21 protein-coding genes, 1 tRNA gene and 2 pseudogenes are annotated in these 26,259 nt (G+C 72.0%); 3 read left to right on the top strand and 21 right to left on the bottom strand.

Features of this window, described 5'->3' with window-relative positions; genetic code table 11:
- Positions 1–30 precede the first annotated feature (30 nt).
- The 12 genes and pseudogenes from BLV05_RS10785 to soxR all read right to left on the bottom strand — a co-directional run.
- Positions 31–1,260, bottom strand: a complete 1,230-nt coding sequence (locus tag BLV05_RS10785; protein ID WP_046769373.1) for a rhamnosyltransferase WsaF family glycosyltransferase — start codon at positions 1,258–1,260, stop codon at positions 31–33.
- On the bottom strand, positions 1,257–2,528 hold the full coding sequence (locus BLV05_RS10780) for a glycosyltransferase family 4 protein (protein WP_152690795.1): 1,272 nt from the start codon (positions 2,526–2,528) through the stop codon (positions 1,257–1,259). Before BLV05_RS10780 ends, BLV05_RS10785 begins: the two co-directional genes overlap by 4 nt.
- A complete protein-coding gene (locus BLV05_RS35730; RefSeq protein WP_046769371.1) occupies positions 2,525–3,637 on the bottom strand; it encodes a DegT/DnrJ/EryC1/StrS family aminotransferase in 1,113 nt (370 codons plus the stop codon). Before BLV05_RS35730 ends, BLV05_RS10780 begins: the two co-directional genes overlap by 4 nt.
- On the bottom strand, positions 3,634–4,290 hold the full coding sequence (locus BLV05_RS35725) for a NeuD/PglB/VioB family sugar acetyltransferase (protein WP_046769370.1): 657 nt from the start codon (positions 4,288–4,290) through the stop codon (positions 3,634–3,636). The genes BLV05_RS35730 and BLV05_RS35725 overlap by 4 nt, the downstream gene beginning before the upstream one ends.
- Entirely contained in the window at positions 4,287–5,417 is a 1,131-nt protein-coding gene (locus BLV05_RS10770) for a DegT/DnrJ/EryC1/StrS family aminotransferase (protein ID WP_046769369.1), read from the bottom strand. Before BLV05_RS10770 ends, BLV05_RS35725 begins: the two co-directional genes overlap by 4 nt.
- A complete protein-coding gene (locus BLV05_RS10765) occupies positions 5,414–6,412 on the bottom strand; it encodes an NAD-dependent epimerase/dehydratase family protein (protein ID WP_046769368.1) in 999 nt (332 codons plus the stop codon). The genes BLV05_RS10770 and BLV05_RS10765 overlap by 4 nt, the downstream gene beginning before the upstream one ends.
- Positions 6,409–7,482, bottom strand: coding sequence for a Gfo/Idh/MocA family protein (locus BLV05_RS10760; RefSeq protein WP_046769367.1), 1,074 nt, complete (start codon positions 7,480–7,482; stop codon positions 6,409–6,411). Before BLV05_RS10760 ends, BLV05_RS10765 begins: the two co-directional genes overlap by 4 nt.
- A 26-nt stretch (positions 7,483–7,508) precedes the next feature.
- Positions 7,509–12,128, bottom strand: coding sequence for a DUF4082 domain-containing protein (locus tag BLV05_RS10755; protein ID WP_197683608.1), 4,620 nt, complete (start codon positions 12,126–12,128; stop codon positions 7,509–7,511).
- Between the two features lie 229 nt (positions 12,129–12,357).
- Complete coding sequence (gene cysN, locus BLV05_RS10750; protein ID WP_046769365.1) at positions 12,358–13,608, bottom strand: sulfate adenylyltransferase subunit CysN; 1,251 nt, start codon at positions 13,606–13,608, stop codon at positions 12,358–12,360.
- A 1-nt stretch (position 13,609) separates the two neighbouring features.
- Complete coding sequence (gene cysD, locus BLV05_RS10745) at positions 13,610–14,518, bottom strand: sulfate adenylyltransferase subunit CysD (protein WP_046769364.1); 909 nt, start codon at positions 14,516–14,518, stop codon at positions 13,610–13,612.
- Positions 14,515–15,273, bottom strand: a complete 759-nt coding sequence (locus BLV05_RS38580) for a 3'(2'),5'-bisphosphate nucleotidase CysQ (RefSeq protein ID WP_046769421.1) — start codon at positions 15,271–15,273, stop codon at positions 14,515–14,517. The genes cysD and BLV05_RS38580 overlap by 4 nt, the downstream gene beginning before the upstream one ends.
- A 114-nt stretch (positions 15,274–15,387) precedes the next feature.
- Positions 15,388–15,819: pseudogene (gene soxR, locus BLV05_RS38575) on the bottom strand (redox-sensitive transcriptional activator SoxR); the annotation flags it as partial.
- Between soxR and BLV05_RS10735 the strand changes: the two are divergent.
- Both BLV05_RS10735 and BLV05_RS38570 read left to right on the top strand, forming a co-directional pair.
- Positions 15,818–16,672: pseudogene (locus BLV05_RS10735) on the top strand (SDR family oxidoreductase); the annotation flags it as partial. The pseudogenes soxR and BLV05_RS10735 sit on opposite strands and share 2 nt — an antisense overlap.
- Positions 16,673–17,065 carry a nuclear transport factor 2 family protein gene (locus BLV05_RS38570; protein WP_407717010.1) on the top strand — a complete coding sequence of 131 codons (393 nt, stop codon included), beginning with the start codon at positions 16,673–16,675 and terminating at the stop codon, positions 17,063–17,065.
- A gap of 1 nt (position 17,066) precedes the next feature.
- Here BLV05_RS38570 and rfbD read toward each other — a convergent pair whose 3' ends face one another.
- The 9 genes from rfbD to BLV05_RS10690 all read right to left on the bottom strand — a co-directional run bounded on the left by rfbD (position 17,067) and on the right by BLV05_RS10690 (position 25,099).
- Entirely contained in the window at positions 17,067–17,948 is an 882-nt protein-coding gene (gene rfbD, locus BLV05_RS10730) for a dTDP-4-dehydrorhamnose reductase (RefSeq protein WP_046769363.1), read from the bottom strand.
- 74 nt (positions 17,949–18,022) lie between these two features.
- Positions 18,023–19,540, bottom strand: a complete 1,518-nt coding sequence (locus tag BLV05_RS10725) for an exopolysaccharide biosynthesis polyprenyl glycosylphosphotransferase (RefSeq protein WP_267884872.1) — start codon at positions 19,538–19,540, stop codon at positions 18,023–18,025.
- 149 nt (positions 19,541–19,689) lie between these two features.
- Complete coding sequence (gene pth / locus BLV05_RS10720; protein WP_046769362.1) at positions 19,690–20,271, bottom strand: aminoacyl-tRNA hydrolase; 582 nt, start codon at positions 20,269–20,271, stop codon at positions 19,690–19,692.
- 31 nt (positions 20,272–20,302) lie between these two features.
- Complete coding sequence (locus tag BLV05_RS10715; RefSeq protein WP_046769361.1) at positions 20,303–20,953, bottom strand: 50S ribosomal protein L25/general stress protein Ctc; 651 nt, start codon at positions 20,951–20,953, stop codon at positions 20,303–20,305.
- 189 nt (positions 20,954–21,142) lie between these two features.
- Positions 21,143–22,123: a ribose-phosphate diphosphokinase gene (locus tag BLV05_RS10710; protein WP_046769360.1), complete on the bottom strand. Its 981-nt coding sequence runs from the start codon at positions 22,121–22,123 to the stop codon at positions 21,143–21,145.
- The gene (glmU, locus tag BLV05_RS10705; protein WP_082155301.1) at positions 22,120–23,586 is read right to left on the bottom strand and encodes a bifunctional UDP-N-acetylglucosamine diphosphorylase/glucosamine-1-phosphate N-acetyltransferase GlmU; all 1,467 of its coding nucleotides are present in this window, start codon (positions 23,584–23,586) and stop codon (positions 22,120–22,122) included. The genes BLV05_RS10710 and glmU overlap by 4 nt, the downstream gene beginning before the upstream one ends.
- A 104-nt stretch (positions 23,587–23,690) precedes the next feature.
- A tRNA-Gln gene (locus BLV05_RS10700) sits at positions 23,691–23,761 on the bottom strand.
- A gap of 44 nt (positions 23,762–23,805) precedes the next feature.
- Positions 23,806–24,645: a helix-turn-helix domain-containing protein gene (locus BLV05_RS10695; RefSeq protein WP_046769358.1), complete on the bottom strand. Its 840-nt coding sequence runs from the start codon at positions 24,643–24,645 to the stop codon at positions 23,806–23,808.
- Between the two features lie 43 nt (positions 24,646–24,688).
- The gene (locus BLV05_RS10690; protein WP_046769357.1) at positions 24,689–25,099 is read right to left on the bottom strand and encodes a DUF1801 domain-containing protein; all 411 of its coding nucleotides are present in this window, start codon (positions 25,097–25,099) and stop codon (positions 24,689–24,691) included.
- A 136-nt stretch (positions 25,100–25,235) separates the two neighbouring features.
- Between BLV05_RS10690 and BLV05_RS10685 the strand changes: the two genes are divergently transcribed.
- On the top strand, positions 25,236–26,234 hold the full coding sequence (locus tag BLV05_RS10685) for an acyl-CoA desaturase (protein ID WP_046769356.1): 999 nt from the start codon (positions 25,236–25,238) through the stop codon (positions 26,232–26,234).
- Positions 26,235–26,259: the final 25 nt, after the last annotated feature.

Genomic DNA, 26,259 nt, shown 5'->3' with positions numbered 1-26,259 from the left:
CGACACCGGATCAGTCGCTGGTCCGCCGCGTCATGACCCGTACACCTCGTCCTCGAGGACGCGCAGCACGTCGGCCTGGGCGCGGGTCCAGCCGAACTGCCGCACCGACGCCGCGGCGGCCTTCGCGGCGGTGTCCCCGTCGGGGCGCGTGACGACGGCGCTCAGCGCGGCCGCGATGCCCAGCGGCGTCGGGGCAGCCCAGGCGACGTGCTCGTTGACCAGGTCCGCCCGCGAGTGCACGGAGTCGTTGACGACGGGGACGGTGCCGGCCGCGAGCATCTCCTCGGCGACCAGCGAGATGTTGGTGAAGGACATCGCGAGGCCCGCGATGCTGGAGTTGTACAGCTCGTTCAGCTCGGCCGGGGTGAGCCGGCCGTGCTGCACCGCCGGGAACGGCAGGTTCTTGACCTCGGTTCCGTAGAAGTGGATCGGGACCTCGGGGTGGTGCTCGTGGAAGCGCTGCAGCGCGAGCCGGGCCAGCCAGTAGCCGCGCCGCGGCACGTTCGGCCGGGCGTACAGGACCACGCCGGTGCGTTCCCCGTCCTCGAGCGGCCGGTACACCGACGTGTCGCAGCCGAACTCCGTCACGTCCGGGGCCAGGCCGAGCTCCGACCGCAACGCCCGCGCGACCATCTCGCCCAGCGCGATGTTGCGGAAGCCGAACCGGTAGGTGTCCTCGGCCAGCGAGTACAGCGAGCCGCGCGGGTAGAAGTACGGCTCGAAGTCCTGGATGAAGTAGGCCCGCCGCATCGGCGCCGTGCCCCGCCGGGCCAGCACGTGCGCGGTGTCCCACGACGACGCGACGCACGCGTCGACGCCGGTGATGCCCGCCGACGCGTCGCGCACCTCGGCGCGGATGTCCGGCCACCAGCCGCGGATGACCCGTTCCTGCTCGCGCAGGTCGCCGCCGTAGCGGTCGTACAGGAACAGCACGCACCGGTGGCCGGCCTTCTCGACCGCCTCGACCATGCGGAACAACGTGGTGTGGCCGCCCGACCCGGCCCGCGGCGGCACCGTCACCCAGCCGACGGTCATGGGCTGCGAGTGCGACGGCCGCTGCTCGGGCACGGCGAGGTCGAGCCGCGTGGAGTCGGCGATGTCGTCGTACAGCAGCGGCTCGTCCAGGCTGGCGGCGTCGAGCCGGTCGTAGGCGACCCGGGTGAGCCGCTGCGCCAGCCCTCGCGGGCCGTCCTGGCGGAGGATGCCGGCGGCCTTGGCGAGCTTCGCGCCCAACTGGCGGCCGGAGCCGGCGGCGTTCATCGCACCACCCCTTCCGGTGCGGGCTCGCGCGTGGCCACGTCGGCGTCGCGCTGCTTCCACTCCAGGGCGCCGGGCACCCGTCGGCCGGTCAGGCGGCCCAGCTTGGCGGCCAGGATGCGGCGCTCGGTGCCCAGGTCGCGCAGCCACTGGCGGCTCGACGCGGTGCGCAGCGCCTCGTCGTACACCCCGGCGAGGCGCAGCGCCATCGCGTCGAGGCCGAAGTTCGTCTCCGCGAACGCCCGCGCGGCCGCCCCGAGCCGGTCCCGCTCGGCGGCATCGCCGACCAGCCCGCGCAGGTGCCCGGTCAGCAGCTCGACGCCGCCGGCGACCTCGCGCGGGCTCCAGAAGCTGCTCCGGAAGATCGCCTCGGTATCGGGCGCCCGGAAGACCCCGCTCCAGCCACGCTCACCGAGCACGACCAGCGGCTTGCCGAAGGCCAGCCCGCGCGCGGCGGAGCTGCCCATGCCCAGCGCGACGTCCGCGCCGTCGTAGGCCGGCCGCGGGTCGGCCAGCGGGCCGGTGAACACCACCGCCGTGCGGCCCAGCCGCAGGTTGACGCCGTCGGCGATGGCCCGCAGCCGCGCCTCGGCGTCGCCGGTGCCGACGACGACCAGGTACACCCGCGGGTCGCCGAGCCACTCGACGGCGTCGATGGCGTCCTCGATGCCGTGCGCCTTCATCTCCTCCGACAGCCGGCTGACGATGGCCAGCACGACGGCGTCGCCGGGCAGGCCGAGGCCGCGGCGGAAGGCGGCTCGGTCGGTGACCCCGGGCGCGTCCCTGGTCATGTCGACCGGCGGGCTGATCAGCGTTGTGCCGCCGCGCCGGCCGGCCAGTTCGTCACGCAGGTACCCGGTGCCGATGACCAGCGGGATCGACGGGTGGGTCCGCGGGTCGAAGGACATCTCGTAGATGGTGCGCACCAGCGCGCGCCGGCCCAGCAGCCCCGCGCCCCAATAGGCGGCCCGCTCCGAGGTGCTGAAGGCGTGGACGACCTGCGCCTTCGCGCCGCGAGCGTGCCGCGTCAGCACCCGGGCGTGGCCCAGCAGCGACGACGGCCGGTCGTAGGCCTGCGCGCGCACCCCGTACTCGGCACTGACGTCCAGCACCGACGGCCCGCCGGCGGGCAGCGTGTCGCGCGGGCCGATGAGCAGGCTGTCGTACCCGTGCTCGGCCACGGCCGCGGACAGCTGCACGGCGTTGATCTGCGCTCCCCCGAGCTCGAGGTTGTCCAGCTGCACGAGGACCCGGCGCCGTTCCATGGTCACGGCCCGCCGAGCGCCTTGACGAGAGCGGTGGCGACCTGCTCCTGCTGTCCGGCGGTGAGATGCGGGTAGAGCGGCAGCGAGAGGATCTCGCCGGCCGCCGCCTCGGCCACCGGGCACGTGCCGGCCGCATGGCCGAGACCGGCGTACGCGGGCGTCAGGTACCACGGATCCGGGTAGTGCAGCGCGGCGCCCACGCCGGCGGCGTTCAGCTCCGCCAGCACCCGGTCGCGGTCCTCGACCCGCACCACGTACAGGTGCCAGACGTCGCTGTTGCCGGGCATCGACCGCGGGAGCCGCAGGCCCGGAACGCCGTCCAGCAGCGCGGCGTACCGGTCTGCGGCCTGCCGCCGCCGCTCGTTCCAGTCCTCAAGCCGGGCCAGCTTCGCGTTCAGCGTGACCGCGTGGATCGCGTCGAGCCGGGAGTTCATCCCGATCGCCTCGTGCTGGTACTTGACCGCGGAGCCGTGGTTGGCCAGCAGGCGCACCTCGGCGGCCAGGCCGGCGTCGTTCGTCGTGACGCCGCCGCCGTCGCCGGAGGCGCCGAGGTTCTTCCCGGGGTAGAACGACGTGGCCGCGACGGCGCCGAGGGCGCCGGCCGCCCGGCCGTGCCGCCGGGCGCCCTGGGACTGGGCGGCGTCCTCGACGATCGGGACGCCGGCCGCGGCGGCGATCGGCTCCAGCGCCTCGACCGGCGCCACCTGCCCGTAGAGGTGGACGGGGACGATCGCGCGGGTCTTCTCGGTGATCGCGGCGGCCACGGCGTCCGGCGCGATCAGCAGGTGCTCGGGGTCGACGTCGACCGGCACCGGGACGGCGCCGATACGCGAGGCCGCCTCGGCGGTCGCGATGAACGTGTTGCCCGGCATGATCACCTCGTCGTCGGCGCCGACCCCCACGACCCGCAGCGCGAGCTCGATGGCGTCGGTCCCGTTGGCGACGCCGACGCAGTGGCCGGCCCCGACGTACTCGGCGTAGGCGGTCTCGAAGGCCGCGACGTGCGGCCCGCCGACGAACCAGGCGCTGCGGAGCACGTCGAGGACCAGCGGCTCCACCTCGGCCGCGATCTCGGCCTGCTGCGCCCGCAGGTCGACCAGAGGGATGTTCGTCACGTCGGCTCCTCCTGCCGCCTCAGCGGCCGTGCGGGCACACCGGCCCAGGTCGTCCGCGCCGGCTGGTCCTCGACCAGCGCGGCGCCCATCCCGAGGACGGCGTCGTCCCCCACCCGGCGCCGCTCGCGGACCGAGGAGTTCATCCCCAGGTACGCGGCCGCGCCGACGGTCACGCCGCCGCCGAGGGCGACCCCGGCGGCCAGCGTGGCGTAGTCCTCCACCACGTCGTCGTGGGTGAAGGTGACGTGCGGCATGCACACCACGTGCCGGCCCACGGTGACGGCCGCGGTCAGCACCACTCCGGCCAGCAGGATGCTGCCGCCACCCACCACGCAGCCCGCCGGGACCGGCGTGGACGGGTGGACGACGCGGGCGTACCGGGTGTCGTCGACGCCGAGCTTGGCCAGCCGGGCGGCGAGGTCGCGCCGGGCGGCGCCACGGCCGGCGCAGAGCACCAGGTCGGCATCGGGGTGCCCGGTGACGTCGTCGAGCGTGCCCAGCACGGGCACGCCGTCGACGCTGGTCCCCGCCTTGCTGAGGTCGTCGTCGAGGAACCCGGCCACCTCGTGGTCCGGCGCGGCGCCGGCGCGGACGGCCGAGAGCACCTCCCGGGCCAGGCCGCCGGCCGCGACGAGCAACAGTGCCCTGCTCACACAGGCCCTCGCAATGCGGCGATGACGCGCTCCTGGTCGCTCTCGGTGAGCTCATGGAACAGCGGCAGGATCAGCGTGTGGTCGGTGAGCCGGTCCGTCACCGGCAGGCCCGCCGCCGGCGTCAGATGCCGGTACGGCGGCTGGTGGTGCGCCGCCATGATGCCGCGGCGGGCGGAGATGTCCGCGGCGGCCAGGTGGGCGAGCAACGACTCGCGGCCCAGCGGGTACTCCGGCTCCACCTCGACCCAGAAGGACTGGAAGTTGCCGGTTCCCCACGCGGGGTCGGCGACCGGGCGCAGGCCCGGGATGTCGGCGAGCTGCTTGGCGTAGACGTCGGCCAGCGCGCGGCGGCGGGCGACGATCTCGGGCAGCCGGTCCAGCTGGACCAGGCCCATCGCGGCCTGCAGGTCGGTCATCCGGTAGTTGAAGCCGACCTCGGCGTACTCCTCGGCCGGGGCCAGCACGCTGGCGTGCCGGTCGGCCGCCGAGACGCTCATCGCGTGCTCGCGCAGCCGCCGCGCCCGGCCGGCCCAGTCGTCGCGGCCGGTGGTGACCATGCCGCCCTCACCGGTGGTGATGATCTTGCGCGGGTGGAACGACCACGCCGTGATCTCCGCCGTGGCGCCGACCGGCCGGCCCCGGTACGTCGAGCCGGCACCGCACGCGGCGTCCTCGATGACGACGATGCCGCGCGGGTCGCACAGGTCGCGGATCGGGTCGAGGTCGACGGGAACGCCGCCCTGGTCGACCACGATGACGGCGCGGGTGGCCGGCGTGAGCGCGGCCTCGACGGTGTCGCGGGTGAGGTTGCCGGTGGCGAGGTCGACGTCGGCGAACACCGGCCGCGCGTCGACGTAGACCGCCGCGTTGGCCGTCGCGATGAACGAGAACGAGGGCACGACGACGTCGTCGCCCGGACCCACCCCGGCCACGACGAGCGCCAGGTGCAGCGCCGTCGTGCACGACGACGTCGCGATCGCGTGCGGCACCTCCATGGCCGCGGCGAACCGCGCCTCGAAGGCTGCGACCCGCGGACCCTGGGCGACCCAGCCGGACCGGATCGCCTCGGCGACCGCGGCCACCTCCTCGTCGCCCAGCCAGGGGCGCATCACGTTGACCCGGTTCATCGCGCTCCCGCCAGCGACCGGCCGGCCGCGATCTCGTCGCGCAGCGGCCGCCACCACTCGACCAGCTGGCGCAGCCCGTCCTCCAGCCCGATGGTGGCCTCGAAGCCGAGGTCGCGCCGGGCCGCCGACGTGTCGGCCAGCCGCCGGGTCACGCCGTTGACCGCCCGCTCCGGGCCGTGCTCGACGCCCAGGTCGGAGTCCATGGCCCGCAGCAGCGCCGTCGCGAGGTCCAGCAGCGACGTCTCGGTGCCGCTGGCGACGTTGTAGACGCCCTCGGTGATGTCGCTGGCGGCCGCCAGCACGTTCGCGCGGGCGATGTCGGGCACGCAGACGAAGTCCATCGTCTGCAGCCCGTCCCCGAAGATCAGCGGCGGCTTGCCGTCGGCGATGCGCTCCATCCAGCGCACCAGCACCTCTGTGTAGAGACCGTGGACGTCCATCCGCGGGCCGTAGACGTTGAAGTAGCGCAGGATGACGTGGTCGAGGCCGTACATCGCCCGGAAGCTGCGCAGCATGCCCTCGTTGAACGACTTCGCCGCGCCGTAGAACGTGTCGTTGTTGTGGTGGTGGTGCCGCTCGCCGGTCGGGAACTCCTCGGCCAGGCCGTACACGGAGGCGCTGGACGCGGAGACGACCTTGTCGACGCCGTGCTCGGCGGCCGCCTCGAAGACGGTGAAGGTGGCGTCGACCAGCACCTCGAGCGCCAGCCGCGGCTCCTCGGCGCACTGGGTGATCCGGATGGCGGCCTGGTGGAAGACCAGGTCCTTGCCGCGGGTGAGGTCGTGGACGGCGTCGCGGTTGCGCAGGTCATCCTCGACCAGCGTCACGCGGCCGCTGGCCAGGGCGTCGGCGAGGTTCTCGCGCCGGCCCCGCACCAGGTTGTCCAGGACGTCGACGTGCGCGACGCCGGCGTCGAGCAGCTGGTCGACGAGCGTGGAGCCGATCGTGCCGGCGCCGCCCGTGACGAGAACGCGGGCGCCTTCGAGCTGGGTCATGCAAGGACCTCCGTGTGGGTACCGGCCGTCGTGCTGGTGAACATGCCGCCGGCCGTCAGGCTCGCCGACGCGGCCTCGAGCACGCCCAGCACGCGCAGCCCGGCGGTGCCGTCGGTGCGCGGCGCCCGGCGCTCGCGGATGCTGGCGGCGAACTCCCCGACCATGAGGCCGAGCGCCTCCTTCTCCGGCAGCGCGGGCGACCAGGTGTCGCCGAGCCGGTAGGAGACGGTCGCCGCGGCGCGGTCCGGCGCCGTGGCCGCCGTCTGGGCGAGGTCGACGCCGCGGTCGTAGACGCTGAGCCGCTGCTGCGGGTTGAGGTCGTCCCAGACCAGCGTGCGCCGGCTCCCGCCGATGACCATCTGCCGGATCTTGGTCGGGCTGAGCCAGTTGACGTGCACGTGCGCCATGCCGCCGTTCTCCAGCGGCATCGACAGGTACGCCAGGCACGCCTTGCCGGCGCCGAGCGGGTCGGCGCCGTGCGCGGACACCCCGACCGGGCGCAGCCCGCCCGGCAGGACGGCGTCGAGGATGGACAGGTCGTGCGGCGCGAGGTCCCACAGCACGTCGACGTCGGGCTGGACCAGCCCGAGGTTGATCCGGATGGAGTCGACGAACAGGATGTCGCCCAGCGCGCCCTCGGCCACCAGCTCGGCGATCTTCAGCACCGCCGGGGTATAGCAGTAGGTGTGGTCGGTCATCAGCACGAGGCCGCGCTCGGCCGCGAGGTCCACTATCTCGGCGGCCCGCTCGCCGGTGTCGGCCAGCGGCTTCTCGACCACCACGTGCTTGCCCGCCCGCAGCGCGGCCGTCGCGATCGGGTGGTGGGTGCGGGCCGGCGTCGCGACGGCCACCGCGTCGACGTCGTCGCGGGCCAGCAGGCGGTCGAGCGATGTCTCGACGTCGGCGCCGCCCGAGGCTCGCGCCACCTTCGCGGCGCGGGCCTCGTCGAGGTCGCACACCGCCACCAGCTCCCAGTCCGGCGCCATCGCGAAGTTGCGGGCCAGGTTCGGCCCCCAGTACCCCGCGCCGACCACCGCGACGTTCAGCGGCGCGCTGACGTGATCACTCATCTCGAGCGTTCCCCCCTCGTGCTGTTTCACGAACCCGATCGGTAGATCACGTCGACCCAGTAGTTGTGCGGCGCCGACCCGGACGGGAAGCCCGTGCCGTAGACGTAGGCGCCGCCGTTGGCCGGCACGGTGAGTGGCCCGCGCGTCAGCGGCGAGGCGAAGGCGCTGCCGGTGACGGCGTACCGGCCCACCGTGGTGTAGTAGGACGCGGTGTAGGTTTCGCCGGCCGTCACGTCGATGGGCGTGGCGAACCGCATGGTCTGCCAGCCCGAGGCCGTCTCGCCGGTGAACGTCACCTCGCCGAGCTTCTGCCCCGACGACGACCACAGGTACCCGGTGTGGGTGCCGGTGTTCTGCGGGCCCTTGTAGAACCGGACGCCGGTGATGACGCCGTCGGCCGACGGCGTCACCCGCACGCCCACCTGGACGGCGTCGGGGTCGTTCCAGTTCGGGCTGGCGGGCGTGTCGGTGTCGGCGAAGATGCTGCACGGGCAGCCGTCCGCCCCGGGCGGCGCCTCGGCGGTGGTAAAGCTCCACGTGCCGTCGCCGAGCGCGGTGCCGCCGACTGACACGACCGCCGTCAGCCCGGTCTCATAGGGCAGCGCGGCGCTGGGCGTGAACGTCACCGTCCGGGTGCTCGCCGAGTAGGAGCTCTGCCCGGCGATGGCGCCGTTCGGCCCGGTCAGCGTCATCGTCGGCGTCCCCGCCACCGACTCGTGCAGCACGCCACGGACCGTCGTGTTGACGCCCACATCGGTGGCGCCGTCGGCCGGTGTCTGCCCGGTGACCAACGTGGCCGACGGCACGAACACGACGTCGACGTAGTAGTTCGTGCTCTCGTAGGAGAACTGCGGGAAGCCGCCGTCGTAGCGGTAACGCCCGTTGTTGCCGGCCGGCGCGGTCAGCGGCCCTTGGGTGCGGGCGTTGACGAAGAACCCGCCGTCGGCGGCGTAGCGGCCCCTGGGCGCGAAGTACGACACGACGTACGTCTGCCCTGCCTGGACGTTCACCGGTTGCGCGAACGTCGCCGTCTGCCAGCCGGTCGCGGTCTCGTCGGTGAACGTCACCTGCGCGATGCGCTCGCCGGCGGAGTTCCAGATCGAGCCGGTGTGCGTGCCGGTGTTGCCCTGGCCCTTGTAGAACCGCACCGCCGTCACCGCGCCGCTGCGCGACGGTGTGAAGGCCGTGCCCAGCTCGACGGGGGCGGCGTCAGAAGCGCTGGGCGTCGCCGGCACCGTGCTGCCGAGCAGCGTGCACGGGCAGCCTCCGTCGGCCGGCGCCGTCGAGAAGGTCCACGTGCTGGTCGGCACGGTCGCGCCCTCGGCGGTGCGCGCCCCGGTGTGCCGCGCGGTGTAGGTCGTGCCGGCGGCGAGCGCCGACGTCGGGTCGAACGTCACCGTGAGGTTGTCGGCGGACCGGGTGGTCGTGCCGGTGACGGCTTGGCCGCCGGCGGGCGTGACGGTGATCGTGCCGGTGGTACTCAGCGGCTCGGTCCAGGTGACGCCGACGTTGGTGTTCGTGGCTACGCCCACCGAACCGCCCGCGGGCAGGTGCTGGGTGACCGTGGGCACCGTCGGTGTCGGGTCGAACACGACGTCGACCAGGTAGGCGCTGGTCCACGACTCGTTCGGGAAGCCGTTGCCGTAGGTGTAGGCGCCCGCGCGCACCGGTGCGATCAGCGGCGTCCGGTCGCGCCCCTGCGTGGTGAACGCGTCGAGTGTGGCCGAGTAGCGGCCGTTGGGCGCGCGGTAGGCGACGGTGTACTGCTGGTCATTGAGCACCCGGATCGGCTGCGCGAACGTGGCCTCCTGCCAGCCGCTGCCGGTCTCGTCGGTGAACGTCACCGAGCCGAGCTGCGCGCCGTCGGGGCCCCACAGGGTGCCGACGTGCGTGCCGGTGTTGTTCGGCCCCTTGTAGAACTGCACGCCGGTGACGTCGCCGTCGCGGGTCGGCGTGAAGCGGACGCCGAGCGTCACCGGGCCGGGGTCGTTGATCTCGAGGATCCCCGGCACCTCGGTCTCGTCGTAGAGGCCGCACGGGCAGGCGCCGGGTGCCGACGGCGGCCGCGCGGTCCGGAACGTCCACGTGCCGCCCTCGGCCACCGGCTCGTTCGCCGTCACCGTGACGGTGTACTCGACGAAGCCCTCGAGGTCGTTGGTCGGTGTGAAGGTGGCTGTCCGGGTGGCGGAGTCGTAGGACGTGCTGCCCGCGACCTGGTTGCCCAGAGCGTCCTTGACATTCATCGTCACCGACGCCGCCGGGACGATCTTCGACAGCGACGCCCTGATGACGGTGTCCTGGGGCACGCTGGCCGCGTCGACCAGCGGCCACTGGTCGAAGACGGCCAGCGGCGAGTTGTCGACCAGCGAGAACTCGACGTCGACGAAGTAGGACGTGTTGTTCCAGCTCTGGTTCGGGAACGTGGCCGGCGAGCCGAAGACGCCGGCCGGCGCGGTACCGAACCCGCCGGCGACCCGCAGCGGCTTCGCCTCGAGGCTGCTCGCCGTGAACGCGAACGCCTGACTGGCGTAGCGCCCGGCCGGCGCGAGGTACGACACGACGTACGTCTGCCCCGCGGTGACGGCGACCGGCCGGTTGAACCGGGCCAGCTGCCAGCCGCTGGCGGTCTCGTTCTGGAAGGTCACGTTGCGCAGCAGCTCACCGGTCGAGCTCCACAGCGACCCGACGTGCGTGCCGGTGTTGCCCTGGCCCTTGTAGAAGCGGACGCCGGTGACATAGCCGTCGGTGGTCGGCTGGAACCTCAGGCCCAGCTCGGCCGACGAGCCGTCGTCGGTGCTGGTGACCGGCGGCACCGTGGGCCCGTAGATGGAGCACGGGCAGTTCACCGTGACCGCGCGGGTGACGGCGGTGCCGATGTTGGCGCTGTCGTCGATGGCCCGCGCCCGCAGGTCGCCCGGGCCGGAGCCCTTCTGGACGTACGTGTACGACCACGAGGTGGTGCCGGTGGCCGGGTGCCAGGTGGCGCCGCCGTCGGTCGACACCTCGACACCAGCCACGACGCCGCCGACGTCGGCCGCGGTGCCGCTGACCGTGACGTTGGCGCCGTTGTTCAGCTGGACGCCGGCCGCCGGCGACGTGATGGCGGCCGTCGGCAGCGTGGTGTCGGTGGTCTTGGCGGCCGCGACCAGCAGCGGGTCGAGCGAGGCCGGCTGGGCGTCGAGGTCGGCCAGCAGGTTCACCGTCGCCTGGCGCATCCGCTTGTCCGCCGGGACAGCCCAGCCGTCGTGGACGCTGTCGAGCCCCCACGACCACTGCACGGAGCCGGCCGAGAACACCCGCGCGCCGCTCGGCGCCTTGTACATGGTGATGTGGTGCGTGGTCTCACCCGGCGCGACGCTGTTGCCGAAGTCCTGCAGGTACTCCGCGACCGCGCCTTGCGTGGTCGACATGCGGATGAGTCCGGCGGGCCGGAACCCGTTGTCGACGTCCTCGTTCGACTCGTAGCCGACGGTGCTCTCGGCGAGCGCGACCTTGGTGCCGGACGCCAGGTTGTTCAACCCGGTGTTGCGCCACATGCGCAGCTTGCCCTCGGCAGAGTTCACCGTGACCGGCAGGTCGGAGTAGTTGACCATGTACGCCGTGCCGATGAGGGCGTTCTCGGGCCGGCCGGCGCCCGTCGACGGCGCCGCGTATCGCGGGTCGCGCCACGTGCCGGTCCACTCCGTCTGGACCGGGTCGATCTTGTTGTAGCTCCAGGTCTCCTTGTACGAGACCAGGGTCCGGTAGTTGGTGGCCGGTCCGGCGATCGACGGCTCCCACCGGGTCCGCCAGTACATCTCGTTGCCGCTGAAGAACGCCAGGTTGACCCCGGCGTCACGGGCGGCCTCGACGTTCGTCCGCTGGCGGCCGGACCAGTACTCGTCGTGGCCGACGGACAGGAACGTCTCGTGGTTGGTCAGCAGGTTGCCGCGGCGGTCGGTGTCGACGCCGGCGATGTAGCTGACGTCGTAGCCGTTCTGCTCGAGGAACCGGACCATCGGGTACTCGGCGCCGAAGTAGAAGTCGCGCGCCTCGATGCCGCCGCGGGTGGCGAACGGCCGGTTGTAGCTGATCTTGTACGCGCGGCCGTTGGCGGCGCCGCGGTAGAAGTCGGACCCGCCGTAGGAGTTGTATGCGTGCCAGGTCGTGTCGGAGGTCTGGAAGACGATGTCCGAGGTGCTGGCGTCGTTGCGCACGATGAAGGTGATGTGGCTCGACTCGTCGCGGTCGGGGCGGTTCAGCCGGGCGATGTAGACGCCCGACACCGCGGTCGACGGCACGTTCCACGACGCCGACACGCCCCAGTTGCCGCAGTCGAACAGCTCCGTCGTCGCGTCGCGCATGCACTCGGGCTGGATCTGCGGCAGCGTCGCCGACGGGTTGACCCGTTGGATCCAGCGGGCGCCGTCGCCGCCGTAGTACCCGGTCCGGTAGATGTCGATCGTGTACGCCCGGGCGTCGGTGTCGATCTTGAAATCGATGCGGCTGCCGACGTTCACGCTGATGTCGGTGGCGAAACCCTGAATGCCCTCGTCGCCGGCTCCGTCGATTTCCCATTCGTCCGGATCGGCGCCCGGCTTGGAGTTCTCGCAGACGATCGGATTACCGCCGGGCCCACATGGGTCGACAGCGGCATTCGCCGTCACGGGTACAAGTGCAGTGGCCGCGACAGCGGCAGACGAAAGCCAGACAACGGCCCAACGCGCGAAATTCCAGCGCGAACTGGACGCAGGACGGTGCACCCGCATTTCTCGGCCCCCCCGGGCGAATCACCACACGCGCGGCGTAGCCCCCCACGACGCGCGAATCGGAACGAGCATAGCCGTCATGGGACATTCCCGCATCCCCAGCGGCGATCTTGTCCGTGCGGAAACCTCAGCTCGCCGAGGTGATCATGCCGGCGCCCACCGTGCGGTTCGTGGCCTCGTCGATGAGGATGAATCCGCCGGTCTGCCGGTTGCGGCGGTACTCGTCGGCGAGCAGCGGGACGGTGGTGCGCAGCCGCACCCGGCCGATGTCGTTGAGGCCGAGCTGCGTGGCGCTGTCGTCGCGGTGCAGGGAGTTGACGTCGAGGCGGTACTGCAGCTCCTTGACCAGCGCCCGCGCCGACCGCGTCGTGTGCTTGATCGCCAGCTTCTGGCCCGGCGCCAGCGGCGTCTCGGCCATCCAGCAGACCATGGCGTCGATGTCCTGGGCGACCGCCGGCTGGTTGTGCGGGCGGCAGATCATGTCGCCGCGGGAGATGTCGATCTCGTCCTCGAGCCGGATGGTCACCGACATCGGCGCGAACGCCTCGCCGACCGGGCCGTCGGCGGTCTCGATGGCGGCGATGCGGGTGGTGAACCCGCTCGGCAGCACCATGATCTCGTCGCCGGCCTTGAGCACGCCGCCGGCCACCTGGCCGGCGTAGGCGCGGTAGTCGGTGCGCTGCAGCGACTGCGGCCGGATGACGTACTGCACCGGGAACCGGACGTCGACCAGGTTGCGGTCGCTGGCGATGTGCACGTGCTCGAGGTGGTGCAGCAGCGACGGCCCCTCGTACCACGGCATGTTCGGCGACCGGCTGACGATGTTGTCGCCGTGCAGCGCGGAGATCGGGACGACGGTGAGGTCGGGCACCTCGAGCTTGGTCGCGAACGACGAGAACTCACGCTCGATGGACTCGAAGACCTCCTGCGACCAGTCGACGAGGTCCATCTTGTTCACCGCGAGCACCAGGTGCGGCACCCGCAGCAGCGACACCAGGAACGCGTGCCGGCGGCTCTGCTCGACCATCCCCTTGCGGGCGTCGACCAGCACGATCGCGAGGTCGGCGGTCGAGGCGCCGGTGACCATGTTGCGGGTGTACTGGATGTGCCCGGGGGTGTCGGCGATGATGAACTTGCGCCGCGGCGTCGCGAAGTAGCGGTAGGCCACGTCGATGGTGATGCCCTGCTCGCGCTCGGCGCGCAGGCCGTCGGTCAGCAGCGACAGGTCGGTGTACTCGTCGCCGCGCTGCTGGCTGGTGCGCTCGACGCTCTCCAGCTGGTCGGTGAAGATCGCCTTCGAGTCGAACAGCAGCCGCCCGATCAGCGTGCTCTTGCCGTCGTCGACGGAGCCGGCGGTGGCGAACCTGAGCAGATCCATCTCAGAAGTAGCCTTCCTTCTTCCGGTCCTCCATCGCGGCCTCGCTGACGCGGTCGTCCCCGCGGGTGGCGCCGCGCTCGGTGAGCCGGGTGGCGGCGATCTCCTCGATCACCTGCTCGACGGTGGCGGCGCCGGAGCGCACCGCGGCGGTCAGCGACGCGTCGCCGACGGTGCGGTAGCGGACCGTCGCGACGAACGTCGTTTCGCCCTCGCGCGGGCGGCAGAACTCGTTGTTCGCGAACAGCATGCCGTCGCGCTCGAACACCTCGCGCTCGTGCGCGTAGTAGATGGACGGGACGGCGATCTGCTCGCGCTGGATGTAGTGCCAGACGTCCAGCTCGGTCCAGTTCGACAGCGGGAACACCCGGATGCTCTCGCCCAGGTGGATGCGGCCGTTGTACAGGTTCCACAGCTCAGGGCGCTGGTTCTTCGGGTCCCACTGGCCGAAGTCGTCGCGGAAGGAGAACACCCGCTCCTTGGCCCGGGCCTTCTCCTCGTCGCGGCGGGCACCGCCGAACAGCGCGCTGAACCGGTGCTTCTCGACCGCCTCGAGCAGCACCGGCGTCTGGATGCGGTTGCGCGAGCCGTTCGGCTCCTCGGCCACCAGCCCCCGCTCGATGGCGTCGGGCACCGACGCGACGACGAGGTTGACGCCCAGCTCGGCGACGCGGCGGTCGCGGAACTCCAGCACCTCGGGGAAGTTGTGCCCGGTGTCGACGTGCATGACGGGGAACGGCATCGGCGCCGGCCAGAACGCCTTCTCGGCCAGCCGGAGCATGACGATGGAGTCCTTGCCGCCGGAGAACAGCAGCACCGGCCGCTCCAGCTCGGCGGCGACCTCGCGGAAGACGTGCACGGCCTCGGCCTCGAGCAGGTCGAGCTGCGAGAGCTGGTACTCGTGCATGGTCATGCGGACCTCGCGGGTTCGGCGACGGCCGCGAGGAGCGCGTCGGCGAGCTCCGGGCGGGCGACAAGCAGGTCGGGGAGGTACGGGTCGGCCCGGTTGTACACCAGCGGCGACCCGTCGAGCCGGCTGGCGTGCAGCCCGGCGGCGCGGGCGACGGCCACCGGCGCGGCAGAGTCCCACTCGAACTGGCCGCCGGAGTGGACGTACGCGTCGGCCTCGCCGCGCACGACGGCGCCGACCTTGACGCCGGCCGAGCCCATGGGCAGCAGCTCGGCGCCCAGGACGCGGGCAGCGCGCTGTGCGGCGGCCGGCGGACGACTGCGGCTGACGGCGACGCGCGGCCGCGCGGCCGGGGCACGGCCCGGCACGACGGCGGCGGGATCGCTGGTCAGCGTGGTGCCGAGGCCGGGCAGCGCGACGGCGCCCGCCGTCAGCTCGCCGTCCTCCCACAGCGCGACGTGCACGGCCCAGTCGTCGCGGCCGTCGCCGAACTCGCGGGTGCCGTCGAGGGGGTCGATGATCCACACCCGCCGCGCGTCGAGCCGCGCGTCGGTGTCGGGTGCCTCCTCGCTGAGGACGGCGTCGCCGGGGCGATGCTCGGCCAGCGCGGCGGCCAGAAGTCGTTGGGCTGCGCGATCCCCCGCATCGCGCAGCGCCTGAGTGCCCGTCACCGGATCGTGGTCGCGGCGCAGCGCGAGCAGCAGCGCGCCCGCCTCGGTGGCGAGGCGGGCGGCCAGGATCGCGTCGGTGGATGCCACGGAACTCCTCGAAGCCGGTCTCGAACGTCCCAGCCTAAGGCGAACCGGTGGCGGATCACGCCCTCGCCCAATATCCGAGACACCGCGTCCAGTATCCGGTAACGCCACCAACGCGCAGTCGCCGAACGCCAGGCAGCCGCAGTCCGCGCAGGCGTTGAACACCTCGCGGCGCCGCTCCAGCGCCGCGATGCGCTCGTCGATCGCCCGGCCCCAGCAGTGCGCCGCCCGCGCCCAGAACTCCGGCGTCGGCGCGGTGTCCTCGGGCAGGAATCCCAGCACCCCGCCGATCTCGGCCAGCGAGATCCCGACCCGCTGCGACGCCCGGATGAACGCCACCTGCCGCAGCATGCCCTCGGCGTAACGCCGCTGGTTGCCCGTCGTGCGACAGCTGCGGAGCAGACCGTGCCGCTCGTAGTAGCGCAGCGTGGACGCCGGTACGCCGCTGCGCTCGGCCAGCTCGCCGATGGTCAACTCGATCGGGGCAGCGCTCACCCGATCCACCCTAGCTTGACCTGAACCTTGGTTTAAGTCCGAGCCTGGGGACATGGACACCACGAACCCCCTCACGCTGGTCATCGGCGCCACCGGCAACGTCGGCCGCCACGTCGTCCGCACCCTGGCCGGCCGCGGCCACCCGGTCCGGGCGCTCACCCGCGATCCCGAGCGCGCCCGCGCCGGCCTGCCCTCCGGCGTCGATGTCGTCACCGGCGACCTCACCCGGCCGGAGACTCTCGCCGCGGCGCTCGACGGCGTCGGGCGGGTCTTCCTGCTCTGGCCGTCGTTCTCGGCCGACGGGGTCCCGGCGGTCGCCGCCGCGCTGGCCACGGCGCCCCGGCACGTCGTCTACCTCTCCGCACGGAACGTCCGCGACGACCGGCCCGTGGCCGAGAACGGCATCTGGGGCGCCGTCGAGGACGCGCTGCGCGGCTCCGGGGTGAGCTGGACGATGCTGCGCGCCGGAGGGTTCGCCACCAACACGCTGGCCTGGGCCGGGCAGGCGCACACCGGCGTGGTCCGCGCACCGTTCGGCGCGGCCGCGCGGTCGCTGATCCACGAGCGCGACCTCGCCGACGTCGCCGTCGCCGCGCTCACCGACCCGGACCGGCACGCCGGCGCCGTCCACGACCTCACCGGGCCGGAGACGATCGCCCAGGCCGAGCAGGCCCGGCTGATCGGCGAGGCGATCGGCCGGCCGGTGCGCTGGGAGGAGCAGCCGCCGGACCAGGCCCTGGCCGAGCTGTCCGAGGAGTACGGCGACGCGGAGATGGCGGCGGCCTCGCTGGCGTACTGGGCGACGCTGGCCGATCAGCCGGAGCCGGTGACGGACGCCGTCGAGCGGATCACCGGCCACCCGGCCCGCCGCTACCGCGACTGGGCGGCCGACCACGCCGCCGACTTCCTGCCCGCGGCCGGCGTTCGGCGGGTCGCCGACCAGTACGTCACGCTGATGCGGGCGGGCCGGCTGGACGCACTGGATGCCCTGATGGCGCCCGACGTCGTGCGAGTCGCGCCGCTGGAGACCGGTGGCGACCCGGTCGAGCGGCGCGGGACGGCGCAGATCGTCGCCAACGCCGACCGGCTGCTCGCCGACGTCGAGATCAACGCCGTCGACGTCGACCCGCCGCTCCTGGACGACGACCGGTTCGCCGTCCGCTTCCGGTTCGACCAGACGCACACCCCGACCGGCGCCCGCTCCAGCACCACCAAGCTGTCGCTCTACACCGTCACCGATGGGCTGATCAGCCGCGAGGAGGTGTTCTACTACGACGCCCCGCAGGCGGTGTCCACCTGACTCACTCGACGCCCAGGACGCTGGGCGCCGCCTCCGCCAGGGCCTCCCGCCACGGCCGCAAGGGCGCGAGCCCGAACTGCGTCCACCGTTCCTGCGACAGCACCGGGTGCGCAGGCCGCGCGACGATCCGCGGCAGCTGGCCGGCCGAGACCGGCCGCACCCGCTCCTCGTCCAGCCCCAGCTCGGCGAAGACCGCGCGGGCCAGGCCGTACCAGGTGGTGGAGCCGGAGTTCACCGCGTGCAGGACACCGGACACACCGGACGCCCGGCCGAGGTCGACGATGCGGTCGGCGACGTCCATCGCCCACGTCGGCTGTCCCCACTGGTCGTCGATGACCTCGCAGAACTCCTGCTCGGCGGCCCGGGCCGTGATCGTCTTGACGAAGTTGCGACCGAACTCGCCGTAGAGCCAGCCGGTGCGCAGCACGATGCCGGCCTCGGGCAGCGTCTCGAGCACCGCCCGCTCGCCCTCGGCCATGGTCTGCCCGAACACGGTGGCCGGGCGGACCGGTGCGTCCTCGGCGTACGGCTCCGCGGCGTCGCCGTCGAACACGTAGCTGGTGGAGACGTGGATCAGCCGCATTTCCGCGCGGGCGCAGGCGTGGGCGAGGTTCGCGGTTCCGACGGTGTTGACGGCCCGGGCGCCGGCCTCGTCCACCTCGGCCGCGTCGACGTCGAGCCAGCCGTCGAGGTTCACGACGATCGCACCGCCACGGGCGCCGATGCGGGCGACGGTCGACGCCGCGGCCTCGACGGCGTGCTCATCGGTGAGATCGAGCACGGCCCGGGTGACGGGGATGACCCGTTCGCGCACCGCTCGCAGCATGATCACCAGATCTCTGCCGAGCATGCCGTCGGCGCCGGTGACCAGCCACGTCGCCACACCGACTCCCCTCACAGGCCGTTCGGGCCGGCGCTCCGGCCGTCTGACCGGAGCGCCGCCCTGCTGGCCGGAGGTCAATACGCGCCGGTGCTGCGCACCACCGCGCGCGCTGTGCGGCCCAGGAGCTGCAGGTCTTCAGCGTAGGACCAATTGTCGACGTAGCGCAGGTCCAGCCGCACCGTCTCACCCCATGACAGGTTCGACCGGCCGCTCACCTGCCACAGCCCGGTCATGCCGGGGATCGCGGCCAGCCGCCGCCGCGCGGTGCCATCGTACGTCGCCACCTCTTCGGGCAGCGCCGGACGCGGACCGACCAGCGACATCTCGCCGCGCAGCACGTTGATCAGCTGCGGCAGCTCGTCGAGGGAGTACTTGCGCAGGACCCGGCCGATGCGGGTGATGCGCGGATCCTCGCGCATCTTGAACATCGGCCCGTCGCCGTCGGCGGCGTCCAGCAACTCGGCCCGGCGCAGGTCGGCGTCGACGTACATCGTCCGGAACTTGAACATGGTGAAGAACAGGCCGTCGCGGCCGACCCGCACCTGCCGGTAGATGGCCGGACCGCGGTCGGTGAGCCGCACCCCGAGGCCGATGGTCAGCAGCAGTGGCAGCAGCGCGAACAGGATCAGCCCGGCCAGCACCCGGTCGGTGGCGAGCTTCGCCGCCCGCCGCCACCCCGTCGGACGCGCCTGCTTGACGTGCACCAGCACGCTGGACCCCATGCTGCCCAGGCCCATGCGGTGCGATGCGACGTCGGACAGCCCGAGGTCGGTGACGAGGTCGATGCCGAGGTCGCCCAGCATCCAGCTCAACGCCCGCAGCCGGTCACCGGTGAACTCCGAACCGGGCGCGATGCAGACGGTGCGGGCGCGGACGCGCTGCGCCGCCTGCCGTACCGCGTGGACGAGCTCCTCGTTGCGCACCGCGTCGTCGTGCCCCGGCGCGGCGCCCCCGAACGTGCCGACGACCGGGACCGCCGCGGGCGGTGCCGTGCCGTCGTCCTCGATGCAGGCCGCGACGACGGCCAGCGGACGTTCACCGTCGCGCGAGAAGCGCTCGAGGCTGGCGGTCACGGCGGCGGCCGGTCCCACCAGCAGGGTGCGCCGCGTGGCCCGGCCGCGCATGCGCAGCCGCCGCAAGCGGTAGCGCACGGCGAGCCGTACTGCGATCGACCCGCCGGCCAGGACGGCCACCGCCGCGAGGAACGACCGGCCGAGCAGCGGGATCGACAGCGCCGCTGCGGCCACCGCCACGACCGCGACGACCACGGCCAGCGCCTGCAGCACGTCGCGGTAGGTGCTCTTCGCGCCGAACAGGCGGTCCGCCCGGCCGGTTCTGGCGGTCAGTACCAGCGGCCACCCGACCGCCATGGCGCTGACGGCCAGCGCGACGTCGACGGCGGGTCTGAGCGCCACCGTCAGCGCCACCGCCGCGGCGGCGATCAGCAGATCGCCGGCGGCCGTGATACGTCGAAAACGAAAAGGACGACTGACGGGCTGAGAATGCGCACCGCCGCCACCGGAATGTAATTCCGGAGACTGCCTTCCCACCTGCGTGCGCGCACCAGCCGACGACAAACCGACCGTAGCCATGGCCCCCCCAAGGCTCCGATATCCCCCCATCGGCTCAATCTCCAAGCCGACGAACTGGGACGGACTATACGCTGAACGGGCGGAAGTGGACCAGCCGAACGAAAAGATTCGAGACCGTAACCGATCGGACTACCGTCGGCCCGCGCGATTCACCCGTTGTAATGATTCTGGGCGTAGACGAGACCGTCGACCACGACCGCCTCGGCGGCGTCGGCGGCGCGGTCGACCTCGAGCTCGAGGTCGCGCTTCTCAACTGTGGAGAAGGGCTTCAGCACGAACGCCGCCGGGTCCATGCGCCCGGGCGGGCGTCCGATGCCGAACCGCAGCCGGCCGTAGTCGCCAGTGCCGATGCGGGCGCGCACGGACCGCAGCCCGTTGTGACCGTTGTCACCCCCGCCGACCTTCAGCCGGATGGTGCCGAACGGCAGGTCGAGCTCGTCGTGCATCACCAGCAGACGATCGGGCTCGATCTTGTAGAACTCTGTCAGCAGCGCGACCGGCCCGCCGGACTCGTTCATGTACGTGTGCGGCTTGGCCAGCACGGCGCGCGACCCGGGCACGCCGCCGAGGCGGACCTCGGCGACGTCGGCCCGGAGCTTGCGCTGGGACTTGAGCGGCGAGCCGGCCCGCTCGGCGAGCAGGTCGACGACCATGGCGCCGGCGTTGTGCCGGGTGCCGGCATACGTGGGGCCGGGGTTGCCCAGCCCGACCACCAACCACGCATCGGACATCGGCAGGCTCCCCGGCCCGGCGGACGTGAACTCAGGACTCGTCGGCAGGCGCCTCGGTCGAAGCCTCCGCGGCGGCGGCCTCGCCCTCGGGGGCCTCACCCTCGGCCGCGGTCTCCTCGGCCTCGCCTTCGAGCTGCTCGGCGGTCGGGGCGGCGGTGACGTTGACGACCAGCTGCTCGGGGTCGCCGGCCAGCGACGAGCCGCGCGCCAGCACGAGGTCCTTGGCCAGGATCTGGGTGCCCTCGGCGAGGCCCTCGATGGAGACCTCGATGCTCTCGGGCAGGTGCGTCGCCTCGGCCTCGATCGACACCGTCGGCTGGTCGAGGTTGACCAGCGTGCCCGGCGCCGCCTCGCCCGTCACGTGCACGGCCACCTCGACGGTGACCTTCTCGCCGCGCTTCACCAGCAGCAGGTCGACGTGCTCGATGAAGCCCTTGAGCGGGTCGCGCTGCACGTGCTTCGGCAGCGCCAGCTCGCTGCCGCGGCCCTCGATGTCGAGCGTGAGGAGGACGTTCGCGGTCTTCAGCGCGAGCATGGTGTCGTGGCCCGGCAGCGCGAGGTGAACGGGGTCGGTCCCGTGCCCGTAGAGGACCGCGGGAACCTTGGCAGCGCGGCGAAGGCGGCGCGCGGCGCCCTTGCCGAACTCGGTACGCAGCTCGGCGGCGATCTTGACGTCGGACACGGTGAAAACTCCTCGGGGGATGCACGGTGGGCGGTCAGCGGCACGTCGGGCTCGGGCAAGGGCGCGCACCGACTGCGCACCGCGTCGATCACGGTGACAGTAGAAGACTGCACCCTCGCCGAGGCAACCCTCGAAGTCTAGCCCTGGAGCAGCCTCGATGTGAAACCGGCACCGTACCTTGCTGAGCTCCTACGCGTTGCCGTTGAAGAGGCTGGTGACCGAACCCTCTTCGAACACCTCGTGAATGGCCCGGGCGATCAGCGGCGCGATGGACAGCACCGTCAGCTTGTCGAAGCGGCGCTCCTGCGGAATCGGCAGCGTGTTGGTGACGATGACTTCCTTGATGCCGGCCGAGTTCTTCAGCCGATCGACCGCCGGGCCGGAGAGGACGGCGTGCGTGGCGGCGACGACGACGCCCTCGGCGCCGGCGTCGAGCAGCGCCTCGGCGGCCTGGGTGATGGTGCCGGCAGTGTCGATCATGTCGTCGACCAGCAGGCAGGTGCGGCCCTGGACGTCACCGACGACCTCGTGCACCTTCACCTCGTTGGCGATGTCGGGGTTGCGCCGCTTGTGGATGATGGCCAGCGGCGTACCCAGGCGGTCGGCCCACACGTCGGCGACCCGCACCCGGCCGGCGTCGGGCGACACCACGGTCATGTTCTCGGGCGCGTAGTTCTGCTGCACGTGGCCGGCCAGCGTCGGCAGCGCCCACAGGTGGTCGACCGGGCCGTCGAAGAACCCCTGGATCTGTGCGGTGTGCAGGTCGACGGCCATGAGGCGGTCGGCGCCGGCGGTCTTGAACATGTCCGCGACCAGGCGCGCCGAGATCGGCTCGCGGCCGCGGTGCTTCTTGTCCTGGCGTGCGTACCCGTAGAACGGCATGACCACGGTGATCTGCTTCGCCGACGCCCGCTTGAGCGCGTCGACCATGATCAGCTGCTCCATGATCCACTCGTTGATCGGGGCGGTGTGGCTCTGGATGACGAAGGCGTCGCTGCCGCGCACGCTCTCTTCGAACCGCACGTAGATCTCGCCGTTGGCGAAGTTGAAGGTCTTGCTCGGCACCAGGCTGACGCCCAGGTGCTCGGCGACCTCCTCGTTCAGCTCCGGGTGCGCACGGCCCCCGAACAGCATGAGCGTCTTGGTGCCGGTGGCCCGGATGCCCGTCACTGCGCGTCCCCCTCGTTGTCCCCCGTGCTGTCCCCAGCCGTCTCGCCGGCCGCGGCCTCCGCCGCGGCGGCGGTCTTCGTGCCGGCCCGCTTACGGGCCACCCAGCCGGCGATGTTGCGCTGCCGACCGCGCGCGACGGCCAGCTCGCCCGGCTCGGTGCCCGACACGACGGTCGACCCGGCCGCGACGTAGCTGCCGTCGGCCAGCTCGAGCGGTGCCACCAGCACCGAGTCGCTGCCGACGAACACGTGCTTGCCGACCGTGGTCTGGTGCTTCGCGACGCCGTCGTAGTTGGCGAAGATGGTGCCCGCGCCGATGTTGGCGCCCTCGCCGATGGTGGCGTCGCCGACGTAGGTCAGGTGCGGCACCTTCGCGCCCGGCCCGACCGTCGACTTCTTGATCTCGACGTACGCGCCGGCCTTGGCCTTCTGCTCCAGCACCGCGCCCGGCCGCAGATAGGTGTACGGGCCGACGGTGGCGTCGGCGCCGATCTGCGCGCCGTCGGAGTGGGTGCGCACGACGCTGGCGCCCGGGCCGACGACGGTGTCGATGAGCGTGCTGTCGGGGCCGACCTCGGCGCCGGCGGCGACCTCGGTGGCGCCGCGCAGCTGCACGCCCGGGCGCAGCACGACGTCGCGCTCGAGCACCACGGTGACGTCGATGAACGTCGTGGCGGGGTCGATCATGGTGACGCCGGCGCGCATCCACTTCTCGGTGATGCGGCGGTTGAGCTCGCGGTTCATGGCGGCCAGCTGGACGCGGTCGTTGACGCCCTCGGTCTGCCACGGGTCGTCGGTGACGACGGCGCCGACCCGGCGGCCGTCCTGCCGCGCCAGCCTCAGCACGTCGGTGAGGTACAGCTCGCCCTGCGCGTTCTGGGTGGTGATGCGGCCCAGCCCGGCGCGCAGCACGGCGGCGTCGAAGGCGTAGATGCCGGAGTTGATCTCGGTGATCGCGCGGATCGCCTCGTCGGCATCCTTGTGCTCGACGATGGCTCGCACCCCGCCGTCGGCCTCGCGCACGATGCGGCCGTACCCGGTGGGGTCGGCGACGTGCGCGGTGAGCACGGTGACCGCGTTGCCGCCGGCCACGTGCTGGTCGACCAGCTCGTGCAGGGTGTCGCCGGTGAGCAGCGGCACATCGCCGTACGTCACCACGACGACGCCGTCGAGCTCGGGCAGCTGCTCCAGCGCGACGCCGACGGCGTGGCCGGTACCGAGCTGCTGCTCCTGCACGGCGGTGGTGACCCCGGGCGCGACCTCGGCCAGGTGCGCGGCGACGAGGTCGCGGCCGTGCCCGATGACCACGCTCAGATGGTCGGGCTTCAGCTCCTGCGCGACAGCGACGGCATGCCCGACCAGGCTGCGGCCGGCCACATCGTGCAGGACCTTCGGGGTGGACGACTTCATCCGGGTGCCCTCGCCGGCGGCGAGAACGACAACGGCTGCCGGGCGCGTAGTCACGCGTTCGTGCTCCTCGGCTTCGGTGGCGGGCTCTGCTCCGACACTACCTGCCCGCTGTCGCCGACGAGAACTCGATCAGCGACCCGACCAGGATTGGAACCAAGCTCCCGGGAGAGGATTCGAACCCCTACTAACTGGACCAAAACCAGCTGTGCTGCCCTTACACAACCCGGGACGGTTTGCGTTCGGCTGTCACATCGCCGCCCGCACGCCTCTACGCTATCGCCTCGATCGCACCACCCCCGCGACGGCCGACCACAGTCCATCCATCATCCGGTACTCCGGTGCGCTCTTGGCCACGGTGACGACGAGGCAGCCCCTGTAGGTCTCGCCGGTGTTCTTCCGCACCGTCGTCGGGTTGTGCCGCTTGAGCGTCGCGCGGTCGAACCGTTCGACCGCGACGCCGGCGACGTCGGCCCAGAACGTCTCGGCCGCCGGGACGTCCGCGGACTCGTGGATGTTGACCCGGTACTTGAGCCGAGCCTGATCAACCCCGAGGAGGCTCAGCCAGCGAAGGTACAGGCGGATCATGTCCGGGTCGCTGTTGGTGAACGTCAGCCGCTCACGTGGATTCCAAGGCTTGGACTTCGTGCCCTCGGCCCAGTAGGCCACGGCTCCGGCGATCAGCAGCTCACGGTCGGTCAGCTCGCCGAACGACTCCATGATGCCGCTCGTGATCTGTTCTCGCTCGGCCTCGGTCGCCGCCTTCTTCTTCCGCCAGTACGCGAAGGCGACCTCGGATCGCGAGCCGCTACTTCGTGGCTCAGCGGTCCAGGGGATGTCCTTGGTGATCAGCCAGACCGTGCTCTTCGCCATCCCCAGTTCGGCGGCGATCTCGGGCACGGACCGCCCGTCCGCCCGCAGCGTCCGCGCCTGACCGCGCAACGCGTCCGTCACCCGAGGCCGGGCCCGGCCCTTGCCGTACACGCCGAGGATGCGGCTAATGGTGCTGGCGCCGACCTTCAGCTCGGCCTTGATCTGGACGTAGGACTTCCCGTCCGCGCGCATGTCGTGCACGCGAGCCACCAATTCTGTGTCATCGATGAGGCGCTCGACCATGCCCTAGAGCTTGGCATTGCTACACATAGTGTGCAACTCGCGGTCACTCCAGCTTGGCGTGCTCCACGGCCCGCTTCAGCACCGACTCGAGCACGCCGGTGTCGACGTCGGCGAGGCGCTTCACATACAGGCAGCCCTTGCCGACCTTGTGCTGCCCGAGCCGGGCGAACAGGTCGGCGTAAGCGTCCAGCTCGCCGGGCAGGTACAGCGTCAGCGCCTGCTTGCGCGGCGAGAAGCCGATGTCGAACCAGTCCAGTTCGCGGCCGGTCTCGTAGCGCAGCCGCCGCGTGCCGAAGCCGACGATACCGACGCCCCACATGGCCGGCTCGGCGCCGCTGACGGCGCCCATCAGCGAGCAGACGGCGACGGCGTCGGCGCGGCGGCCGGCGTCGGGGACGGCGTCGAGGAACGCCTCGACGTCGTCGTCGTTGCGTGAGGTCTTCAGCTCCGCCATGTCACACATCTTGGCCGCGTCACCGACGCACCACCAGGGGCGGAGTGGGTACAGATCGGGAGATCCGGACTATACGACCTACGGCATCGTAGGTTACGGTGCCGTAAGGAAGGTTCCCCTTACACACGGAGACTCCATGGCTTCCACGGACACGGCGAACGGCCCGCAGTCCCCGCCGGCGCAGAGCGACCTCCCTCGCGGCACGCTGTCGGGCGACAATCAGACGCTCGGCGAGCGCATCACGATCGGCGTCTTCATCGCCGTACCGTTCCTCGCCATCGTCGCCGCCATCCCGATCGCGTGGATGGGCGGCTATCTGAGCTGGCTCGACGTCGTGCTCGCCGTGGCCTTCTACGCCTTCACCGGGCACGGGGTCACCGTCGGCTTCCACCGTTACTTCACCCACCGCGCGTTCAAGGCGAACCGCGGGGTCAAGAGCACGCTGGCCATCGCCGGCAGCATGGCCGTCGAAGGTCCGGTCATCCGCTGGGTCGCCGACCACCGCCGGCACCACAAGTTCGCCGACAAAGAGGGCGACCCGCACTCCCCGTGGCGCTACGGCGAGACCGTCCCCGCGCTGATCAAGGGCATGTTCTTCGCGCACATGGGCTGGCTGTTCGACGTCGAGCAGACCGACCAGCGCAAGTTCGCGCCCGACCTGATCAAGGACCGCGACATCCGGACGATCAGCCGGCTGTTCCCGCTGTGGGTGGCGCTGTCGATCCTGCTGCCGCCGATCATCGGCGGACTGGCCACGTGGTCCTGGCACGGCGCGCTGACGGCGTTCTTCTGGGCCACGCTGGTCCGCATCGGGCTGTTGCACCACGTCACGTGGTCGATCAACTCCATCTGCCACGCCATCGGCGAGCGGCCGTTCGAGAGCCGCGACAAGTCCGGCAACGTGTGGTGGCTGGCGTTCCTGTCGATGGGCGAGTCGTGGCACAACCTGCACCACGCCGACCCGACCTGCGCCCGGCACGGCGTGCTCAAGGGCCAGATCGACTCCAGCGCGCGGGTCATCTGGGCGTTCGAGAAGGCCGGCTGGGTGTGGGACGTGCGCTGGCCGAGTCCCGAGCGCATCCAGTCCAAGCGGGTCGACGACTACGGCGGCGAGTCCACGCTGATCGCGCCGTGACACGGTGGCCCGCCACGGGAGCATG

Origin of the sequence: Jiangella alkaliphila, assembly GCF_900105925.1 — a bacterium.
In the GTDB taxonomy this organism is placed as follows: Bacteria; Actinomycetota; Actinomycetes; order Jiangellales; family Jiangellaceae; genus Jiangella; species Jiangella alkaliphila.
The sequence above is the reverse complement of the archived record's forward strand: the minus strand, read 5'-3'. Positions and strand labels throughout refer to the sequence as shown.